General features: G+C 72.9%; 10 protein-coding genes. 1 reads left to right on the forward strand and 9 read right to left on the reverse strand.

Features of this window, described 5'->3' with window-relative positions; translation table 11 throughout:
• Positions 1–6: 6 nt before the first annotated feature.
• Together OG507_RS06480 and OG507_RS06485 are read right to left on the reverse strand one after the other, a co-directional pair.
• Entirely contained in the window at positions 7–447 is a 441-nt protein-coding gene (locus tag OG507_RS06480) for a roadblock/LC7 domain-containing protein (protein WP_327366175.1), read from the reverse strand.
• Positions 444–3,335: a sensor histidine kinase gene (locus OG507_RS06485; RefSeq protein WP_327366176.1), complete on the reverse strand. Its 2,892-nt coding sequence runs from the start codon at positions 3,333–3,335 to the stop codon at positions 444–446. The genes OG507_RS06480 and OG507_RS06485 overlap by 4 nt, the downstream gene beginning before the upstream one ends.
• 403 nt (positions 3,336–3,738) lie before the next feature.
• On the opposite strand from OG507_RS06485, the gene OG507_RS06490 reads away from it, so the two are divergent.
• Positions 3,739–4,221 (forward strand): hypothetical protein, encoded by a 483-nt coding sequence (locus OG507_RS06490; RefSeq protein ID WP_327366177.1) that lies wholly within the window; start codon positions 3,739–3,741, stop codon positions 4,219–4,221.
• A gap of 21 nt (positions 4,222–4,242) precedes the next feature.
• Here the strand turns inward: OG507_RS06490 and OG507_RS06495 are convergent, their stop codons facing one another.
• The 7 genes from OG507_RS06495 to OG507_RS06525 all read right to left on the reverse strand — a co-directional run bounded on the left by OG507_RS06495 (position 4,243) and on the right by OG507_RS06525 (position 18,749).
• Positions 4,243–9,075, reverse strand: a complete 4,833-nt coding sequence (locus OG507_RS06495) for a hypothetical protein (RefSeq protein ID WP_327366178.1) — start codon at positions 9,073–9,075, stop codon at positions 4,243–4,245.
• Positions 9,076–9,128: 53 nt separating this feature from the next.
• A complete protein-coding gene (locus tag OG507_RS06500) occupies positions 9,129–10,067 on the reverse strand; it encodes a hypothetical protein (protein ID WP_327366179.1) in 939 nt (312 codons plus the stop codon).
• Between the two features lie 115 nt (positions 10,068–10,182).
• Complete coding sequence (locus tag OG507_RS06505; RefSeq protein WP_327366180.1) at positions 10,183–11,709, reverse strand: hypothetical protein; 1,527 nt, start codon at positions 11,707–11,709, stop codon at positions 10,183–10,185.
• Positions 11,710–11,792: 83 nt separating this feature from the next.
• Positions 11,793–15,461: a hydantoinase B/oxoprolinase family protein gene (locus OG507_RS06510; protein WP_327366181.1), complete on the reverse strand. Its 3,669-nt coding sequence runs from the start codon at positions 15,459–15,461 to the stop codon at positions 11,793–11,795.
• A complete protein-coding gene (locus OG507_RS06515) occupies positions 15,458–16,441 on the reverse strand; it encodes an SGNH/GDSL hydrolase family protein (protein ID WP_327366182.1) in 984 nt (327 codons plus the stop codon). Before OG507_RS06515 ends, OG507_RS06510 begins: the two co-directional genes overlap by 4 nt.
• The gene (locus tag OG507_RS06520; RefSeq protein WP_327366183.1) at positions 16,438–17,601 is read right to left on the reverse strand and encodes a glycosyltransferase; all 1,164 of its coding nucleotides are present in this window, start codon (positions 17,599–17,601) and stop codon (positions 16,438–16,440) included. The genes OG507_RS06515 and OG507_RS06520 overlap by 4 nt, the downstream gene beginning before the upstream one ends.
• Complete coding sequence (locus OG507_RS06525; protein WP_327366185.1) at positions 17,598–18,749, reverse strand: glycosyltransferase family 4 protein; 1,152 nt, start codon at positions 18,747–18,749, stop codon at positions 17,598–17,600. Before OG507_RS06525 ends, OG507_RS06520 begins: the two co-directional genes overlap by 4 nt.
• Positions 18,750–18,867: the final 118 nt, after the last annotated feature.

Consider the following 18,867-nt stretch of genomic DNA (forward strand, 5'->3'; position numbering starts at 1 on the left):
GTCCACTCATCCCCCGGCGGGCAGACCGGTCCGGGGGGCGTTGGCCAGGTGGGCTCCGACGCGCTTGACCATCAGCGTCATCTCGTACGCCACCTGGCCGACGTCGGAGTCGGCGTCGGCCAGCACGGCGAGACAGCTGCCGTCGCCGGCCGCCGTGACGAAGAGGAACGCCTCGTCGAGTTCGACGACGGTCTGGCGGACCCTGCCCGCGTCGAAGTGGCGTCCCACGCCCTTGGCGAGGCTGTGGAATCCGGAGGCGACCGCCGCCAGATGTTCGCTGTCCTCGCGGGTCAGGTCCTTGGACGTGCCGGTGGCGAGGCCGTCGCTGGAGAGCACCAGCGCCTTGTGGATGCTGGCGACGCGGTCGACGAGTTCGTCGAGGAGCCAGTTGAGCTGTCCGGAGCCCTGTCGTACGGCGTCGGTTGCTGCGGCGTTCGGTGCGGTCATCGACCGTCCCCTCCCGGAGTGGTTCCTTGTGCTGTTTCGCCGGGACCGGTCACGTCCTCGGCGTTCTGCCTGCGGCCGCGCTGCCAGCCGCGTTGGAGCGAAGCCATGCGGCTGCGTACCTCGTCCGCATCACGTTCGAAGTCCTGCGCCGGTTCCGTCCCGGCCGGTTCCGTATCGCGGCCGCCGGAGACTTCGCGGAGCTGCGGGGCGAGGCTGGCCTGCCGGATGCGCCGGGGCAGACCGCCGATGGTCTCGCGGGCCGTGCCCGGCGTTGCCGGAGGCATGGGCTCGGGGAATGCGGCGGGCTCGGCCGGTCTCCGGAAGCCGGTGGGCTGCCGGGGTTCTGTGGGGTGCCGCGGCTCGGCGGACCTGCCGGTGGCGGAGGCCCACGGGGAGGCGGCCGACGGCCTGATCCCGGCGTCGGGACCATCACCGCGGGCCGGAGCGGATGCGGTGTCGTGCTCGGCGGTCGTGGGGTGGGCGCGGCCCGCCTCGCCGACCCGGCGGCCGTTGTCGGTGACCAGGGTCGGCGGTTTGCGGCGGGGCAGGGGTACCGGGGCGCCGGGGCGCATCGACCGCACGCCGACCGCGGTCTCCCCCGCCTGGTCGGATGCCTGCTGGTGCTGTTCGTGGTCGCTCTCGCGCCGGAGGTCGCGGGCGCGGAAGATGCCGCCGCGTTCGCTCTCGGTGTCGTCGATGTCGGACGCGCCGCCCAGCGCGGGGTCGAGCAGCGGATCGAGCACCGGGTCGTTCTCGAAGCCCAGCGCTCCGACGGGTCCTTCGAGCTCGACGGGGCCGTCCAGGAGGGCCGGGTCCACGAGGCCGGTGGGGACGGGGGCGAGGCCGGAGGGCTTGCCCCCGGTGGCACGGCGCTCCGGAACGCCGTCCCTGCGGTCCTTGTCGCTGCCCGGTCCCCGGCCTGCTGCCCTTGTGCCGCTGCCGATCGCCTTCTCGGATCTGCGGTCGAGGCGGAATCCGGTGCCATGGGTCTGTGGGGCGTCGGTGAGCAGCGCCGCCGGGATGAAGACGACAGCGGTCGTGCCGCCGTACGGGGAGGTCTGCAGCGAGACGCGGACGTTCTGCCGCTGGGCGAGGCGGCTGACCACGAAGAGGCCGAGCCGGTCGGTGTCGGAGAGTTCGAACTCGGGGGTCTCCGCGAGTCTCAGGTTGGCGTCGAGGAGGACATCGGAAGCCATGCCCAGGCCGCGGTCGTGGATTTCGAGCGTGAAGCCGTTGGCAACGCGTTCACCGAGCACCTGGACCGCGGTGTGCGGGGGCGAGAACACGGTGGCGTTCTCCAGGAGTTCGGCGATCAGATGGGTGAGGTCTGCGACGGCGGGACCGCCCACACCGATGCGCGGCAGCCGGCGGACCTCGATCCGCTCGTAGTCCTCGACCTCGGCGACCGCCGCCCGCACCACGTCCATCAGCTGGATCGGCTTGCGCCACTGGCGGGACGGAGCGGCTCCGGAGAGGATCACCAGGCCCTCGGCATGGCGTCGCATGCGGGTGGTCAGATGGTCGAGGCGGAAGAGGTCCGCGAGTTCATCGGTGTTCTCGGTGCGGCGCTCCATGGCGTCCAGGAGCGCCAGCTGCCGGTGCAGGAGCACCTGGTTGCGGCGGGCGAGATTGACGAAGACCTCGGAAACGCCACGGCGCATGTCCGCCTGCTTGACCGCGGCTTCGACGGCGGCCCGTTGCAGGGTGTTGAGTGCCTGGCCGACCTGGCCGATCTCGTCGCGTTCGTACTGGAGGTGCGGTGCCTCGGTCTCGACGTCGACCTCTTCACCCGCGGCGAGCCGGCGCATCACGCTCGGCAGCCGTACGCCGGAGACCTCGTGGGCGTCCTTGCGGAGCCGGGAGAGGTCACGGATGAGCTCGCGGCCGATGCGTACCGAGACGAACACCGAGGCGAGCAGGGCGACGAAGCCGAGCACGCCCGCGACACCGGCCTTGATCAGGACGCCGTAGCCGGCGGGCTTGCCGCGGTCCTGGAAGCGGTTGCTCATCTCGGTGGAGTCATGGGCAAGCCGGTCCAGGACCGGCGGGGCCACCTCCTGCCAGCGTTCGGCGTCGACCGACCGCGGGTTCCGGGTGGGGCCGCCGCTGATGAGCGTGTTCTCCGCGGTCCTCAGCGGTTCGCTGTCCGGGCTCGCCCAGAACTGTTCGACGCGCCGGCGCTCCGAGGAGGGGAGCATCTCGCCATTGATCTCGTAGAGCAGCTTGCGACTGGCGACGAGATCGGAGATCTGGCGCAGTTCGGACGCGGTGAGTCGTCCGGCGATGAGCGACGAGGCGACCAGGGCATCCTCGCGGGAGAGCATTTCGCGGGCTCGCGAGATGCCGGCGAGTGCGCGGACCTGCTTGTCCATCGACACGTTCTCCATCGTGCGGAGTCCGGTCAGAAAGCGGTAGCAAGGGTCTATGAGCCGGTCGTAGAACTCCATCGCCTTGAGGCGGTCGATGGTGCGCTTCTCGACCGAATCGCGCAGTGTGCCGAGGCCTTCGACCGCGGCGAGCACCGAGTTCAGCTGCGTTTCGTCCTCGGGCCGCAGCGCCTCGCGAATGTCCTTCTGCCGGGCGCTGCCCCGGACGTTCGCCAGCACGCGGTCGGTGGCCGCTCGTTGACGCTCCAGAAGGGGCAGGGCGTCGGATGCCCTGGGGTCGGCGAGGAAGACCAGGGTCTGGCGCCGCTCGTCCTGAATGGCGCGGACGGAGGCTTCCAGAGGATGGCCGACCTTCTCCACGACGGTGCTCGCGCTCATCAACTGACCGGCCTCGCGCCCCGTCAGAAAGGTGGCGAATCCCCAGAGTGCGGTGAGGGAGACGAGCGGTACCAGCAGCAACGCCACGATCTTCCTGCGGATGGACTTCCCGCGAAAGCGCATGGCCTCCCCCAGCCCGACCCCACGGGGCGGTGGTCGTGTTCCGTCAACAAACGGCGCGAGCCTACTACCGACCGAGAGACAACTCGAAGAAACGTCCGGATGATTTTCAGCCGCACTCTCCATTGTTGATCATGAGTTGTCCCCGTATTCCGGACAATGAAATTCGCAAAAGCGGCAGAAGACACCTGTCAGAGCGTCGCACTGTTCGCCAGGGCAGTTGGCTGGAATTTTTCGCTCGCTGACAGATCGGGGGAATCTTCACCGTCCGTCACTCGTCTCTCTGTACGGGTCGGGGGAACACGGGGAAAGCGCTCAGGGCAGGACGGTCCGATCCGCCCGCGTAGAAACGGTGCATGCCGGGCAGCAACCCTGAAGTCGGACAGCGGTGGGGAGTTGAGAATCCTTGGATACGGAAGAGCGTCGCAGTCCGGTGTCGTCGGCACCGGCCGGTTCGGCGGCTTCGGCGGCGACCGACGGGGCGAAAATCCCGCGCCAGCAGCAGCGGCAGCTCTGGGTGGAGGAGCCTGCGGCGCGACGGCGGATGCCGGACCCGGTCCGTACGGCTGCCGTGCGTGCCGTGCTCATCATGTCGCTGACGATCATCCAGGCCATGGTGGCTCTGCTGAGCACGGTGACGGGCTCCTGGCTGGCGTTCCCCATGATGCTGAGCAGTGTGGGCAGCACGGTGGTCGCGACCTGGTCGGTGCTGGATGTCTGGGTCACCCGGCAGGTCTGGAATCAGCGCAACGGCGTGGTGTCCGTGCCGAGCAGTTCGGCGCGGCAGCTGCGCCGTGAGCGGCGCAGAGCCCGGCGGGCGGCGCGGGTCGCGCGGCGGGACGATGCGCGAATACGCCGCCGGGGCGCGGGCGGACTCTCGCGGGCCTGAGCGCCGCCGCGCCTGTTTTCCCTACTGGGCGGTTCCCTGCTGGGTGGTGCCGGGCGGGGTCGTGGTTCGCTTGAACATGCGGGTGGCGGTGATCTCGCCGTGCACCGTCTCACCGTTCGGGTCCTGCTGCGGCAGTCCGGGGCGCAGGTGCTCCTCCACGCTGATGTACTTCAGCCCGGCCCTCAGGTCCGCGTCATTGCGCAACCGGATGACCAGCGGGAATTCGGCGAGTGCCGTGGTGTCGAAGAGTCCGGTCGTGTAGAGGAGCTGCACACCGAGGGCGTCCGACACCGCGCGCTGGAGCTCCAGCAGATAGGTGGCGTTGGCCCGGCCGATGGGGTTGTCCAGGAAGAGCGTGCCCGCGTGGCGGTGCTGGTGGCGGTCGCGGCCCCGGTCGTTGCTGCGCAGTGCGGCCATCGTGCAGTACAGGGCGATGGCGGCGGTGAGCAGCTGGCCTCCGGAGAAGACATCGCCCATCTGTCCGACCGGGACGCGTTCGGCGCGGAGCACCGCGTCCGGCTTGAGGATCTCCACGGCGATGCCCTTGGGCTCCAACGCCGCCTGTACACCGCGCAGCAGGAGGGACATGCCGTCCCTGCGCAGATCGGAGTTCTTCTTCAGGGCGGCGCGGGTGGCCTCGTCGATGACCTCACCGAGCCGTTCGGTGAGCGTTGCCTGGTCGGGTTCCTCGAAGCGGATCCGGAGGAATTCCTGGCCGGACCACTCCCCCAGTCCTTCGGGGAGCTGGGAGAGCCGCTGAGCGGAGCGCAGGGTGGTGAGCGCGGACTCGACGAGGCCGCGGAGCCGGTCGACGATGGAGTCGCGGTTGCGCTCCAACTGGGCCAGCTCGTCGGTGAGGACGCGGAGCCGGGGTGCGAAGGCGGCGGCCCACTTCTCGGCGTGCTCGGGCAGTGCCGCGGCCGGCAGCTCGCGGATCTGCTGACGGGCGGGGGTGCGGACCTGTTCGTAGCGGGTGGAGTTGGCGTGCCGTACGAGGACGTCGCTCGCTTCTCGTACGGCGCTTTCCGCGGCGGACAGGTCGGTGGCGCAGCCGCGCAGCGAACGACGGGCCTCGGCGGCGGACTGCCGGGCCTCGTCGAGGCTGCCCGGGTACGGCTCGGGGGCGTCGGTGTCCTCGTCCGCGCCGTGGTCCCTGAGGAGGTCGCGCAGGAGGGCCGCGGTCTCGTCGAAGCCGCCTGCCGAGTCCTCGGCGGTGCGGTGGGCGTGCAGCAGCTCGGCGTGGGCGGCGCGGGTGGTGTCCAGGGTCGCGGTGGCAAGGGCCAGTTCGGCCGTGGCGGTGCGCAGGAGGGTCTGGGCCTGCTCGGCGTCGGCGGGGGCGAGCTCGTCGGGGAGTTCGGTGTGGTGGGTCTCGCCGTCGACCGGGGCCAGGCGCTCGGCCTCGCCCCGCAGCCGGCCGAGCTGCTCGCTCGCGGTGGAGGCCCTGGTCTCCAGGAGCTGGACGAGGGACTCGGCGCGGGCTGCGGCGGCCTGCCGGGAGGGGCCGTCGGCGCCGTCGGTGCCTTCGAGGAGGTGCGCGGCCCGGGTGCGGACCTTGTTGGTGAGCCGGTCCAGCTCGGCGAGGGCGGCGCTCTCGTCGCTCTCCGCGCGCGCCTGTTCGGCGCGCAGGTCAGCGCCGACGCCCACCTTCTCGTACAGCTGGGATGCGGCCCGGTAGGCCTCTCGCAGGGCGGGAAGCGCGGGGCGCGGGGTGTCGTCACCGGGCTCGGGGAGGGGCTCGGGGGCGCCCGCGATCTCGGCGCGTTCGGCGCGCAGGGCGCGGGCGGTGCGGCGGGCGTCGTCGGCAGCTCGCTGGGCGGCCCTGCGGTCCTCGTCGGCGGCGCGGGCCCGATCCAGGCAGACGGTGGCGCGAGCCTCGGACTCGGCTGCCTCATCGGTCAGTTCGCGCAGTTTCGCCTGCCAGCCCGCGCGTTCACGCAGCCGGTGGGCGAGCCCGGCGAGGGCGTCGGCGGCGCGGCGGGCGCGCTGGGCGGCCTCCTGGCGTTCGTCGCTGACGCGGGCGGTGTCCGCGGCGGCCTCGTCGGCCTCGGCACGCACGGTACGGGCTTCGGCGAGCGCGGCTTCCGCTGCCTCAGCGGCGGTCCGGGCGGTGCGCGCGGCCCCGGCCAGTTCGGCGAGCATGCCGGGCGGGCAGTCGGCGCGCCAGGAGCCGATGCGGGCGGCGAGGGAGCGGTCCGCGGTGAGGCGGGCGGCAAGGGTGCGGATGTCCTCGTCGCGGGCGGCGGCCCTGCTCCTGAGCGCCTGCCGCTCCTCGTCGGCCGCGTGTTCGTCGTGCATCGCCGGGTTCGGCGGGACGAGGAACACCTCTTCTGTGGCCGAGCCCGTGCCGGGGGCCGGGACGGGGGCGAGCAGCGCGGCAGCGGTGCCTACGGCGACGGCGGAGCGCGGCAGCAGGGCGGCGCCGCTGAGGACGTCGCGGGCGCGGGCGTGCGAGTCGGGGTCGGTGATGACCACGCCGTCGACGAGTTCGGGACGGGCTGCGAGCACGGACGCGTGGTCGGCGGGGTCGACGGCCTGGGCGAGGTAGCGCCAGCCGGGCAGGGCGGGAATGCCGTGCTCGCCGAGATATTCGACGGTGGCGAGGACGTCGGGGCCGGGCGGCAGCAGCCCGCCGTCGCCGAGCGCGCCGAGGATGCGGGAGTCGTCGGCGGCCGCGGTGCGCAGTTCGAAGAGGCGGCGCTCGGCGGAGGCGACGCCCTGGTCGAGCAGCTCCCGCAGTTCGTCGGCGCTGCGGTCCAGCTCCTGGGCGGTGAGCGGCTGTCCGTGAACGGCGGGCTGTTCGGCCGTGACGGTGTGCGTGCCGTGGGCGGCCTGGTCCGGCCGACCTGTCCGGCCCGTCTGTCCTGCCCCGTCTGCCTCGTCCGTCCTGTCGGCCTGGGGCTCCGGACCTGCCTGATCCTGGTGGCGGTCCTGGTGATCCGTGCCGTGCGGGGCGTCCGCATCCGTTCCGCCCGCTCCGCGGCGGGGCCTGGGCACACCGGTGCCCTGCGTGGCGGGCAGGCCCAGCAGGTCGGCCAGGCGATGGTCGGCGGCGATCGACTCGGCGGCCCTGAGCTCGGCCTCGTACGACTGTTCCGCGGCCTGGGCGGCGTCGGCGGCGCGCGCCGCGGCCAGTTCGGCGCGGCTCTCGGCGGCAGCGGCTTCCCTGGCCAGGTCGGCCGCCGAACGGGCGGCCTCCCTGGCGGTGTCCCACGCGGCGACGGCGGACTGCTCGGCGTCGCTCGCGGCGAGGGCGGCGCGCGCCGGGTCGGCGTCCGGCGCGGTGTTGTCGAGCCAGCCGGCCCGTACCGCGTCCGCCGTCTCCTGCTCGACCTCGGCGAGACGCTGGCGCAGATGGCCGGCCTCGCTGCGGGCGCGCTGGGCCTCGGTGGCGGCGGTGGTGGCGTCGCGGTGGGCGGTCTCGCCCGCCGTCTGGAGGGTGTCGGAGCGCTCCTCCTCCTCGTTGGCCAGCGTCTCCCCGGCCTCCGCCGCGCTGTGCAGGGCCCGTACGAGATCGGCGGCGGCCTCGGCACGGGCGGCGAGCGCGGGCGCGGCGTCGCGCTCGGCCTCGCGGATGGCGACGGCGACACGCGCGGACCGGTCGGCGGCGGCGCGGTGGCGGAGCACGGCTTCGGCAGCCTGCCAGGCGGAATGCAGGGTGCGGGCGTCGACCAGTTCGCGACGCTGGGCGGCGGCGCCCTTCTCCGCCGCGGCCAGGGCCAGGGAGGCGTGCCGGTAGGCCAGTTCGGCGGCGATCAGCGCGCTGCGGCTGCGGGATTCCTCGGCCGTGGTGACGGTGTGGGCGGCGCCCGTCACCTGCTGGGCCAGCTCGGCGGTCCGGCCGCGCTCCTGCCCGGCGCGGGCAAAGAGCCTGCGGGCGAGCGTACGGGTGCGGCGCTCGGCGCCCGCGTGGATGTCCCGGGCGAGGGAACGGGCTCCGGCGGCCTCCACGATCCGGCCGAGCAGATCGACCGAGCCCGCGGTGAAGTCGCGCTCCGCGGTCAGCTCGGCGCGGCGGCCCAGCTTGTTGCCGAAGCCGCTCACCAGGTCGGCGAGACCGTCCGTGTCGCGGGTGTCGGTGACGGCACGCAGGAGCAGGTCGGTGAAGTCGGAGTCCTTCTTGACCGCGAAGAGCCCTGCCGCCTCGCCCTCGTCGGCGTTCATCTCGCGTTGGTAGCGGAAGAGTTCGGGGTCGAGGCCGAGGTCTCCGAGGTGCTCGTTCCAGCGGTCGTGGATCTCTTCCCAGTGCACATCGAGGTGCTGGTAGAACTTGCCCGCCTCGGTCAGGGCGTCACGGAACCCCTTCATCGTGCGCCGTCGGCCCTGCGCGCCGGAGACGCCCTCGGCGGGGCGGTGCACGGAGGTGGCCTCGGCGACCGGCAGGGAGTCCAGGCTCAGTCCGGGCCCCGGGCGGAAGGAGTACCAGGCCTCGGCGAACTTCCGCGGGTCGTTGGAGACCTGCCGGCCACGCCACTCGCTGACCTTGCCGACGACCACGCACTCGCCGGTGAGGGTGTGCTGCCACTCCAGGGCGACATGTCCGCAGTCGTCGGCGAGCAGGAACTTGCGCAGCACGCCGGAGCTGGCGCCGCCGAGGGTGTTGCGGTGGCCGGGCAGCATCACCGAGAAGATCAGCTTCAGCAGCACCGACTTTCCGCCGCCGTTCTCCAGGAAGAGCACCCCGGCGGGGGCGGGGCGGCGCGGCGGGCCGACCGGCTCCTCCTCGAAGAACTCCGCCTGCGCCGGGGCGGGATTGGGCACGGGCTCGCCCACTCCGCGCAGGTCGAGCACGGTGTCGGCGTAGCGCGCACCGGCAGGCCCGATGGAGTAGAGGCGGACCCGGGACAGCTCGTACATGGCGGCGGACTCTCGTCGTTCGGAAAGCAGGAGTGGGGCAGCGGTTGTGGTGCTCAGGCGTGGAAGGGCAGGCCGGCGTCGGCGACCAGCTCCAGGTCGTCGGGGTCGGGCGGCGGCAGCAGCGTCGCCGTTCCGTCGGTGACCGGAACGACTCCGAGTTCCAGCAGTTCGGCCATGGCGGCGCTGCCGGCCATGTCGCGGACCTGGAGCTGGTAGCGGGCGGTGGTGCGGAAGGCGCCTCCGGCGTCGTCCCCGGTGCGCTGGAGGAAGCCGGAGTCGGCGAGGAAGGCGACAGCCTTGCCGACGATGCCGGTGGTGGAGCCGGCCAGCCTCCGGGCGTCCTTCGTGGCTCCGGTGGAGCTGCGCCGGGCGTAGATGCGCCATGCGGCCTCCAGTCCGGGGGCGTCGGTGGCCGGGTCGGTGTTGTCGCCGTGCTCCTCGGCGCGCTCCTCCAGGCGGCGGCACGCCTGGCGCACGAACGAGTCGACGCCGTTTACGGTGATCCGGCCGATGTACGCGTCGTCGGCGAGGTCCTCGGGGCGGGGGAAGGCCATCGCGGCAACGGCGAGGTGCGCGAGCCCGTGGAGGAAGCGGTCGGCGGAGTCGGACGAGGCGCGGCGGGCGTAGTCACCCATGCGGACGGCGAAGACCGAGTCCTCACCCGCGGTCACGGCCATGCCGGCGCGGGTGGACACCTCCAGGACGACCAGGCCGAGTCCGGCCGCCACGGCGTCGGCGAGCCGGGCGAAGGCGGGCTCCTCCCGGTAGCGGCGCAGCAGCTCGGCGTACTCGGCATCGCGTGCGGGCAGCAGTCTGGGCTGCAGCCCGAAGGCGACGAGCCGGGCGGCGTCGGCCGCGTCCGCCGGGGTGACGGGCGCAGTGGCGGGTGCCGTGGCGGTGGCGGACGGGGTAGCGGGCGCCGTGCTCTCGGTCGCGTACGCGGCGGTCGGCTCGCTCCACGCGTCGGCATGCTGTGCGCGGTGGTCGCTCACGACTGTCGCTCCTTGCTGCGGAAAGTCTTCGGTACGGGGTGGACGGCGCCGGTTCTCGCGGCATCCGCCCAGGGCGGCGCGGTCGGTGACGCGTGCGGATCGCGCGGCGCGCCGCTCATGACCCCTCCGAGCGGTCCGCGGCCATCCCGGCCGCATCCAGCAGTGCCGTGCCCACTATCAGGTCCGCACCGCCGAACTCCGGGTCGTCCAGCTGCGTCCCGTCGTCGACGGAGAACAACAGGCGCTGCTCGCCCTGCCGGTAGGCGGTGCCGACGGGCGGGCTCGCGGCGTGCACCGCGAGCAGGGCGACCAGATAGGGCAGTTCGGGATCGCGGCGCCGGGCCTCCGCGAGGAGTCCGGAGAGCCGACGGGGGGCGTCGTGCTCCAGGTCGAGGAGTTCCATCGCGCTCGCGAGCTGCTCCTCGCTGAACCTGCTGTCGTCCGGGGTGGCGATCAGATCGGGTTCGGGCATTTCGGCGCCCAGGTGCTCCCGCTCCAGGGGCGGGGTGAGCAGCATCTCGACGAGGTCGCCCAGCCGGACCGAGGTGGGGGTGCGCAGCCCGGTGCCGTGGGAGAAGAACGCGTCCGTGACGCGGATGGCCTGTTCCACGGGGAGCGGCAGCAGTGGGGCGACCAGCTGCCCGTACAGATCGAGACCGGTTCGGACCATGGGGGTGGCGAACGCCTGCCGGTCCTGTTCGGCTCGGAAGAGCGGTCCGGCCTCCAGCAGGCGGGACTGCAGCTGGGTGTGGCGGCGGATGCAGTCCTTGACGATGTCGACGAGCTCGGCGGCGCGCCGCTTGTGCTCGGGCTCCTCGGCCTCGTCGCGCGCCCTGCGGATGTTGGTGAGGATCGCGTTCTCGTGGCGGTAGCGGTCGGCGACGTGGTCGAGTGCCTCGGCGATCATGTCGGGCACGGTGTTGAGCCAGTCGACGGCCCGGACGTTGCGCCGGGTGGCCTCCAGCGTCTTGCGGAGGGTCTCCGCGTACTGCACGGTGCGGTAGCGGGCCTGCTCGGCGGCGAGTTGTGCGTCCGCGAGGCGGCCCCGGCTGATCAGGACCTCCAGCTTCACCTCGGCGGCGATCTGGGCGCTGGTGACATCCGTGTCGAGGGCGCCGACCAGGACGTTGACCGCTTCGTCGGTGGCCCGGAGATAGACGGTGCCGCCGTGTCCCGGGACCTCTTCGATCAGCTTGAAGTCGTAATCGCGACGGACATACACCCCATCGGGGCCGAATGTGCCGTAGACCGCGCGGAATCCGCGGTCCACGCTGCCGACGTTGATCAGATTCTCCAGCACCCAGCGGGCGACCCGCTCGTGCTCGGCGACCGGGCGGCCCGGGGCCTGGGCGGCGACTCGGGGAAGCAGCCTGGTCACTATCTGGTCGTGGTCGGCACCCGTGTCGAAGTCCATGTTGAGCGTGACGAGGTCGATCACGGCGAGTGCGACCTCGGCCATCGCGTAGACCGTGTACTCACCGGCCAGATTCGCCTTGCGCACATCGAGGTCGTGCAGCGGCGCCGTGCAGGCGAGGGCGCGCAGCCGCCGCGAGAGCCCCTCGTCGGCGGCCGGGCCCGGGGCGGGCCGCGGTCCCGCGCTGAGCTGGGGCGCAGCGTTGTCCGTGTAGGCAGGCGAAGTCACGCTGCACAGATTAGGTCCTCACACCGACAACGGTCGAAACGGCGCAGAAGCGACCCCTTGCCCCGGGCCACCCGGCACGGACATCACGGCTGTTCTGCGGTGCGTTCCGCCCGGTCGGTGCGGTCCGGTTCCGGGGGTCCGTAGCCCCCGCCGCCCGGTGTGCGCAGCACCAGGACGTCTCCGCGCTCCAGATCGGCCGTGTCGCAGCCGCGCAGCGGTGTGACCGTCCTGCCGTCCGAGCGTTCGATGTGCTGCTCGCCCGGCGCACCGGGTTCACCGCCCGCCATGCCGTACGGCCGGACCCGGCGATGGCCGGAGAGCAGCGCCACGGTGACGGGTTCCAGGAAGCGGATCCGCCGCTCCACGCCGCAGCCGCCGTGCCAGCGCCCCGCGCCCCCGCTGCCGTCCCGTACCCGGAAACTCTCCAGCAGCACGGGGTAGCGCCATTCGAGGACCTCGGGGTCGGTGAGGCGGGAGTTGGTCATATGGGTCTGTACGGCGTCGGCGCCGTCGAAGCCGTCGCCCGCGCCCGAGCCGCTCGCCACGGTCTCGTAGTACTGGACGCGCTCGTTGCCGAAGGTGAGGTTGTTCATGGTGCCCGAGCCCTCGGCCTGGATGCCGAGCGCCGCGTACAGGGCTCCGGTGACGGCCTGGGACGTCTCCACGTTTCCCGCGACGGTGGCCGCCGGGTGGACGGGGGCCAGCATGGAGCCTTCCGGGATCCTGACCTCCAGGGGTTTGAGACAGCCGCTGTTGAGGGGGATGTCGTCGGCGACCAGGGTCCGGAAGACGTACAGCACCGCCGCCATGACCACTGACTTCGGTGCGTTGAAATTGCCCGGCTGCTGCGGTGAGGTTCCGGTGAAGTCGACGACCGCGCTGCGGGCGGCCCTGTCCACGGTGAGGGCGACCTCGATGACCGCGCCGTTGTCGGTCTCGTAGCGGTAGGCGCCGTCGTGCAGTCCGGCGATGATCCGGCGGACGGACTCCTCGGCGTTGTCCTGCACGTGCCCCATGTACGCGGCCACGGACTCGGACCCGAACTGCTCGACCATGCGGGCGAGTTCGACAATACCTTTCTCGTTGGCGGCGATCTGGGCACGCAGATCCGCGAGGTTGGTGTCCGGGTCGCGAGAGGGGTACGCGGCGGTGGTGAGCAGTTCGCGCGTCTCGGCCTCGCGGAGCTTGCCGTCCCGTACCAGCAGCCAGTTGTCGAACAGCACTCCCTCCTCGTGGACGGTGCGGCTGAAGGCGGGCATGGAGCCGGGGGTGATGCCGCCGATCTCGGCGTGGTGTCCACGTGAGGCCACGAGGAAGCGCAGCTGCGGCCCCTCGCCACCGGGCCAGCCGGAGTCGAGGCCGAACACGGGCGTCACCACGGTCACATCGGGCAGGTGCGTGCCTCCGTGGTAGGGATCGTTGATGGCGTATACGTCGCCGGGCCGCATCGAGCCGCCGTTGCGCCGCAGCACCTCCTTGATGGACTCCCCCATCGAGCCGAGGTGCACGGGAATGTGCGGGGCGTTGGCGATCAGATTGCCGTCCGCGTCGAAGAGCGCGCAGGAGAAGTCGAGCCGCTCCTTGATGTTGACGGAGTGGGCCGTGTTCTCCAGGCGCACGCCCATCTGTTCGGCGATCGACATGAAGAGGTTGTTGAAGACCTCCAGCATGACCGGGTCGACCCGGGTGCCGACGGCCGTGCGGTCCGGGCGCGGCCGGACCCTGGTGAGCAGCAGATGACCGGTGTCGGCGAGAGCGGCCTGCCAGCCCGGGTCGACGACGGTGGTGGCATCCGCCTCGGCGATCACGGCGGGGCCGGTCACGATGTCCGCGGGGTGCAGTTCCTCACGGCGGTGGAGCGGGGTGTCCTGCCATCGGCCGTCGGCGAACATCGTCACGGTGTCGCACGGTCGAGGTTTCGCGCTCGCGCGGGGCGTCCGGCCGACCGGGCGTGGTTCGTGCTGTCCCGCCGTGCCCGTCGCCTCGACCGAGACCGCCTCGACGACCAGGGGTTTGTCCATGGTGAACGCGTAGCGTGCGCGGTGCCGGGCGGTGAATGCCTCGGCCATGGCGGGTGCGGTGTCCAGGTCGACGGGCAGGCTCGCATCCGTACCGGCGTAGCGCAGGAGCACACGGGCGTGCGTGCTGATCGCGCTGTCGGGGATGGCGTCGGCGCGCAGTTCGGCGCGGGTACGGGCGGCGAGTTCCTCGCAGAGCCCGCCCACCTCGGCGCGGGTCGCCTCGTTCAGTTCGGCCTCCACGGACTGTTCGCGCATCGCGGTGGCGTCGGCGAGACCGATGCCGTACGCGGACAGCACGCCGGCCAGGGGCGGTACGAGGACCGTGTCGATGCCCAGGGCGTCGGCGACGGCACAGACGTGCTGGCCCCCGGCGCCGCCGAAGCCGGTCAGGGCGTAGCGGGTGATGTCGTGTCCGCGCTGCACGGAGATCTTCTTGACCGCGTTCGCCATGTTGAGCACGGCGATCTCCAGGAATCCGGCGGCGACCTCGGCTGCCGTGCGTCGCGTTCCGGTGGCGCGCGCCACGTCCTCGGCGAGTGCGTCGAAGCGTGCGCGGACGAGGTCCGCGTCGAGCGGAAGGTCGCCGTCCGGTCCGAAGACGGCCGGGAAGTGCGCGGGCTGGACGCGGCCGAGCATCACATTGGCGTCGGTGACGGTCAGCGGTCCGCCGCGGCGGTAGCAGGCCGGGCCGGGGACCGCACCGGCCGAGTCGGGTCCGACGCGGTAGCGGTGGCCGTCGAAGTGCAGGACGGAGCCGCCGCCGGCCGCGACGGTGTGGATGTTCATCATGGGGGCGCGCATCCGCACACCGGCCACCTGTGTGCCGAGCTCGCGCTCGAACTCGCCCGCGTAGTGCGAGACATCGGTGGAGGTGCCGCCCATGTCGAAGCCGATGACCCGGCGGTATCCGGCCTGTCCGGACGTACGGGCCATGCCGACCACGCCACCGGCGGGGCCGGAGAGCACCGCGTCCTTGCCCCGGAAGTGGGCGGCCTCGCGCAGCCCGCCGTTGGACTGCATGAACATCAGCCGGATGCCGTCGAGTTCGCGTGCGACCTCGTCGACGTACCGGCGCAGGATCGGTGAGAGGTAGGCGTCGACGACGGTGGTGTCGCCACGTGGCACGAGCTTGATCAGCGGACTGACCTCGTGCGAGCAGCTGACCTGGGTGAAGCCCGCCTCGCGGGCGGCGGCGGCCACGGCGATCTCGTGTCCGGGGTGGCGGTAGCCGTGCATCAGGACGACGGCCGCGCTGCGCAGTCCGTCGGCCCGGGCGGCGCGCAGCCGCCCGGCCACCGCTTCCAGGTCCAGCGGCGTGACGATCCGGCCGTGGGCGTCGATCCGTTCGGGCACCTCGATCACCCGCTCGTACACGGCCTCGGGCAGCAGGATGCGGCGGTCGAACAGCCTCGGCCGGTTCTGGTACGCGATGCGCAGGGCGTCCCGGAAGCCTTCCGTGATGACCAGCACGGTCGGCTCGCCGCGCCGCTCCAGCAGGGCGTTGGTGGCGACCGTCGTACCGATCTTCACCGCGCCGACCCGGTCGGCGGGGACCGGGTCGGTGGGGCCGAGGCCCAGCAGCCCCCGGATTCCCGCCACGGCGGCGTCGCGGTAGCGCTCCGGGTCGTGGGAGAGCAGCTTGCGGGTGACCAGGTGCCCATCGGGATCCCGGCCCACGACATCGGTGAACGTACCGCCACGGTCGATCCAGAACTCCCAGCGTCCGGTCATCCCTCCATACTGACCCGTGGCACGGACAACGGACCAGATGCCACGGTCCGCTCCCCGGTGCGCAGTGCGGCGGGTGGCGGTGCGCCGGCCGGCTGTACGGCGTCCAGCGCGTTGCGCAACGCCGCCTCGGCCTGCCGGTCCAGCCGCTCGTCGGTGCCGCACACCCGGTGCCGTACCTCCACCGCGGCAAGGCACAGCAGCTGCGGCAACAGGTCGGTGCTTCTGCGGGCCAGCCAGCCGGTACCCGCGGTGGCGAGCCAGAGCCAGTTGTCGGCGCGGCTCGGGGGCGGCTGCTGGGGTTCGAGCCCGGGTGCCGGGCCCAGGGCCAGCCCTCGGGCCGCAAGCAGTTCATGGAAACCGGCGGCGACCGTCCGATGACCGTGTTCGGCCGGGTGGAGCCGGTCGGCGCTCCACAGGGAGCGGTCGCAGACCCACGCCTGGTCCGCCATGTGCAGATGAACGGCGTCGTAGCGCTCGGACAGCACGTGCACGACGGCGTTCACCGCTCCCTGGCGGCGGGCGAGCGGCCTGCCCAGGGGCGCGGGGAGCCCGAGCACGGCGCCGGGGTCGGGCAGGCAGGCGGTCAGGAGTACGGCTCCGCTCCGCGTCAGGAGCGCGCAGACCTCGTCCAGGCGCCGGGCGAGGAGCCGGATGTCGAAGGTGCGGCGCAGGGTGTCGTTGACGCCGACGACGACGGACGCGAGGTGCGGCCGGAACGCGGCCGCCGCCGCGGCCTGCCGGTCCAGGACGTCGCCGGACTGCGCGCCGCTGACGGCGAAGTTACGGAACTCCACGCCCCGCCGGCCGTCCGGGACACTGTCGGCGAGCAGTGCGGCCCAGCCCCGCCGGCCGCCGGGGACGGGGTCGCCCACGCCTTCGGTGAACGAGTCCCCGAGCGCGGCGAACCGCAGCGGGGCGAGGCCCGGCGTAGCGGGAGTGCGCTGTTCCGGGATGCCCGGCAGCATCGACGCCGCGTTCATGCCCGTACCCCCGGAACCCCGCCCCGGTCCGCCACCTCGTGCGCGGCCAGGAACGCGGCCACCGAGCGGTCCCAGCCGAAGAGTTCGGCCCGCTGCCTCGCCGCGGCACGGCGCCCCTCCTGCGGGCGCCCGAGCAGTTCCCGTACCGCGGCGGCGAACGCCTCACCCGTGTCCGCGGCGGCCATTCCGGCGTCGCCGATCACCTCGGGCAGCGCGGAGCTCGCGCTGGCCACGACCGGGGTGCCGCAGGCCAGCGCCTCCAGGGCCGACAGGCCGAACGTCTCGGCGGGTCCGGGCGCCAGGCAGATGTCGGCCGCCGCCTGCAGATCCGCCAGCGCCTCCCGGTCCCGCACATGGCCCAGGAATTCGACCGGCAGCCGCTGTGCCCTCGCCCTGCTCTCCAGGCCCGCACGCAGTGGCCCGTCCCCCGCCACGACCAGGGTCGCGCTCACCCCCAGGCGCCCCAGCTCGGCGAGCGCGTCCAGGGCCCGGCCCGGGCGTTTCTCGACCGAGAGCCGCGAGCACAGCAGCAGCAGTACGTCCCGGCCATGCAGGTGCCGGGCGCGCAGCACCGTGCTGTGCCGTGCGGGGCGGCAGCGTCGAAGGTCCACGCCGAGGGGGGCGCGCACCACGTTTCGGGCGCCGATGCGCAGGAACTCGCGCTCCGCCCACTGGGTGGTGCAGACAATCCGGGTGTACGCGTGGGCGCTGCGCGCGTTGAGCCGGTCGGCCGTCCGCCCTGCCGCGGCGGCCGGGACGCCCCAGGTTCGCAGCACCCCGTCGGCCGTCTCGTGGGAGACCATCACGGCGGGCACCCTGGCGCGGCGGGCCCATTCCCCCGTCCATCGCAGCGTGGTCCGGTCGGAGACCTCCAGGCGGTCGGGCCGCAGCGTCTCCAGGAGGTCGCGGAGTCCGCGCCGTCCCGCCAGCACGCGGTAGCCGCCGCTGCCGGGCAGGACCGGCCCGGGGAGCGTGATCACCCTCCCCTGTTCCGTGCGCTCATCGGTCCGGGTGGCGCCGGGCACGATGAGCACCGGCTCGTGTCCGGCCGCGAGATAGCCGCGGCCGAGCTGGTCGAGGGCGGTGCGCAGTCCGCCCGATGACGGGGTGACGAAGTTCGCCAGCCGGACGATGACCGTCCGTCCTTCGGGGCCGGTCATGCCGCCACCGCCGTTCGTTCGCGCAGCACCTCGTCGTAGTGGTCCAGGAGCTGGTCGCCGACGGCCTGCCAGGTCCGGCCCTCGACGGTGGCCCGGCCGGTGGCGCCGTAGGCCGCCGCGCGCACGGGGTCCGCGGCCAGTGCGCCGACCGCCGCCGCCACCGCACCAACGTCGAGCGGCGGGACGAGCAGCCCGGTCCGCCCGTGGTCGACGAGGTCGAGCGGTCCGCCCGCAGCCGGGGCGATCACGGGCACCGCGCAGGCCATGGCCTCCTGCACCGTCTGACAGAACGTCTCGTACGGACCTGTGTGCACGAACATGTCCAGCGAGGCGAAGATCCGGGCGAGTTCGTCCCCGGTCCTGCGGCCGAGGAAGACGGCACCGGGCAGTGCGCTGCGCAGTGACGGCTCGCTGGGGCCGTCACCGACGACCACGACCCGGACCCCGGGTATCGCGCAGGCCCCGGCGAGGAGTTCGACGTGTTTCTCCGGGGCGAGCCGTCCGACGTATCCGACGATCCGCTCCCCGCCGGGCGCCAGACGGCGGCGCAGCGCCTCGTCCCGCAGCCCGGGCCGAAACCGTTCGGTGTCGACGCCGCGTGGCCACAGCCGGACCCGGGGCACGCCGTGCTCGGTGAGGTCGCGGACGGCGGAGGTGGAGGGCGCGAGGGTGCGGTCGGCGGCGCTGTGCACGGCGCGCATCCGGCGCCAGGCGGTGTTCTCGCCGGTGCCGAGGTACGTGCGTGCATAGCCGGCCAGGTCGGTCTGGTAGACGGCCACGGCCGGCAGTCCGAGCTTGGCCGCGGCCGCCATGCCGCGTGCGCCGAGCACGAACGGTCCGGCCAGATGGACGAGTTCGGCGCGGTGGGCGGTGAGGGCGGCGGTCAGCCGCCGGCTCGGGAGAGCCACCCGGACCTGGGGATAGCCGGGCAGGGGCAGGGAAGGCACGCGCACCACGGGGCAGGGTGCGTCGGTTTCGAGAGCGTCGGAGGGGTCCGATCGGGAGGTGGTCGTCGCGCCGGCCGTGGCCGGGGCGATGACGAGCGGTTCGTGGCCGCGTAGGGCGAGATGCCGGGCCGTCTGCAGGGTGCAGTGGGCGACGCCGTTGACATCCGGCGGGAAGGATTCGGTGACGATGACGACACGCATACCCGTGTTGTCGCCGTACTTGACGTGTCCGGACCGACTTGGATCTTTCCTTACGGGGAACGTCCCATGAGCGTTGTGGGCCGCGCGCGCGTCCGCCGCTCCGCCGAGCGGTGTCCGT

Origin of the sequence: Streptomyces sp. NBC_01217, from assembly GCF_035994185.1 — a bacterium.
In the GTDB taxonomy this organism is placed as follows: Bacteria; Actinomycetota; Actinomycetes; order Streptomycetales; family Streptomycetaceae; genus Streptomyces.

What these genes read in the sequence shown, in the direction of transcription:
- OG507_RS06480 (WP_327366175.1), bottom strand. Translation starts at nt 447, where the DNA reads ATGACCGCACCGAACGCCGCAGCAACCGACGCCGTACGACAGGGCTCC.
- OG507_RS06485 (WP_327366176.1), bottom strand. Translation starts at nt 3,335, where the DNA reads ATGCGCTTTCGCGGGAAGTCCATCCGCAGGAAGATCGTGGCGTTGCTG.
- OG507_RS06495 (WP_327366178.1), bottom strand. Translation starts at nt 9,075, where the DNA reads ATGTACGAGCTGTCCCGGGTCCGCCTCTACTCCATCGGGCCTGCCGGT.
- OG507_RS06510 (WP_327366181.1), bottom strand. Translation starts at nt 15,461, where the DNA reads ATGACCGGACGCTGGGAGTTCTGGATCGACCGTGGCGGTACGTTCACC.
- OG507_RS06515 (WP_327366182.1), bottom strand. Translation starts at nt 16,441, where the DNA reads ATGAACGCGGCGTCGATGCTGCCGGGCATCCCGGAACAGCGCACTCCC.
- OG507_RS06520 (WP_327366183.1), bottom strand. Translation starts at nt 17,601, where the DNA reads ATGACCGGCCCCGAAGGACGGACGGTCATCGTCCGGCTGGCGAACTTC.
- OG507_RS06525 (WP_327366185.1), bottom strand. Translation starts at nt 18,749, where the DNA reads ATGCGTGTCGTCATCGTCACCGAATCCTTCCCGCCGGATGTCAACGGC.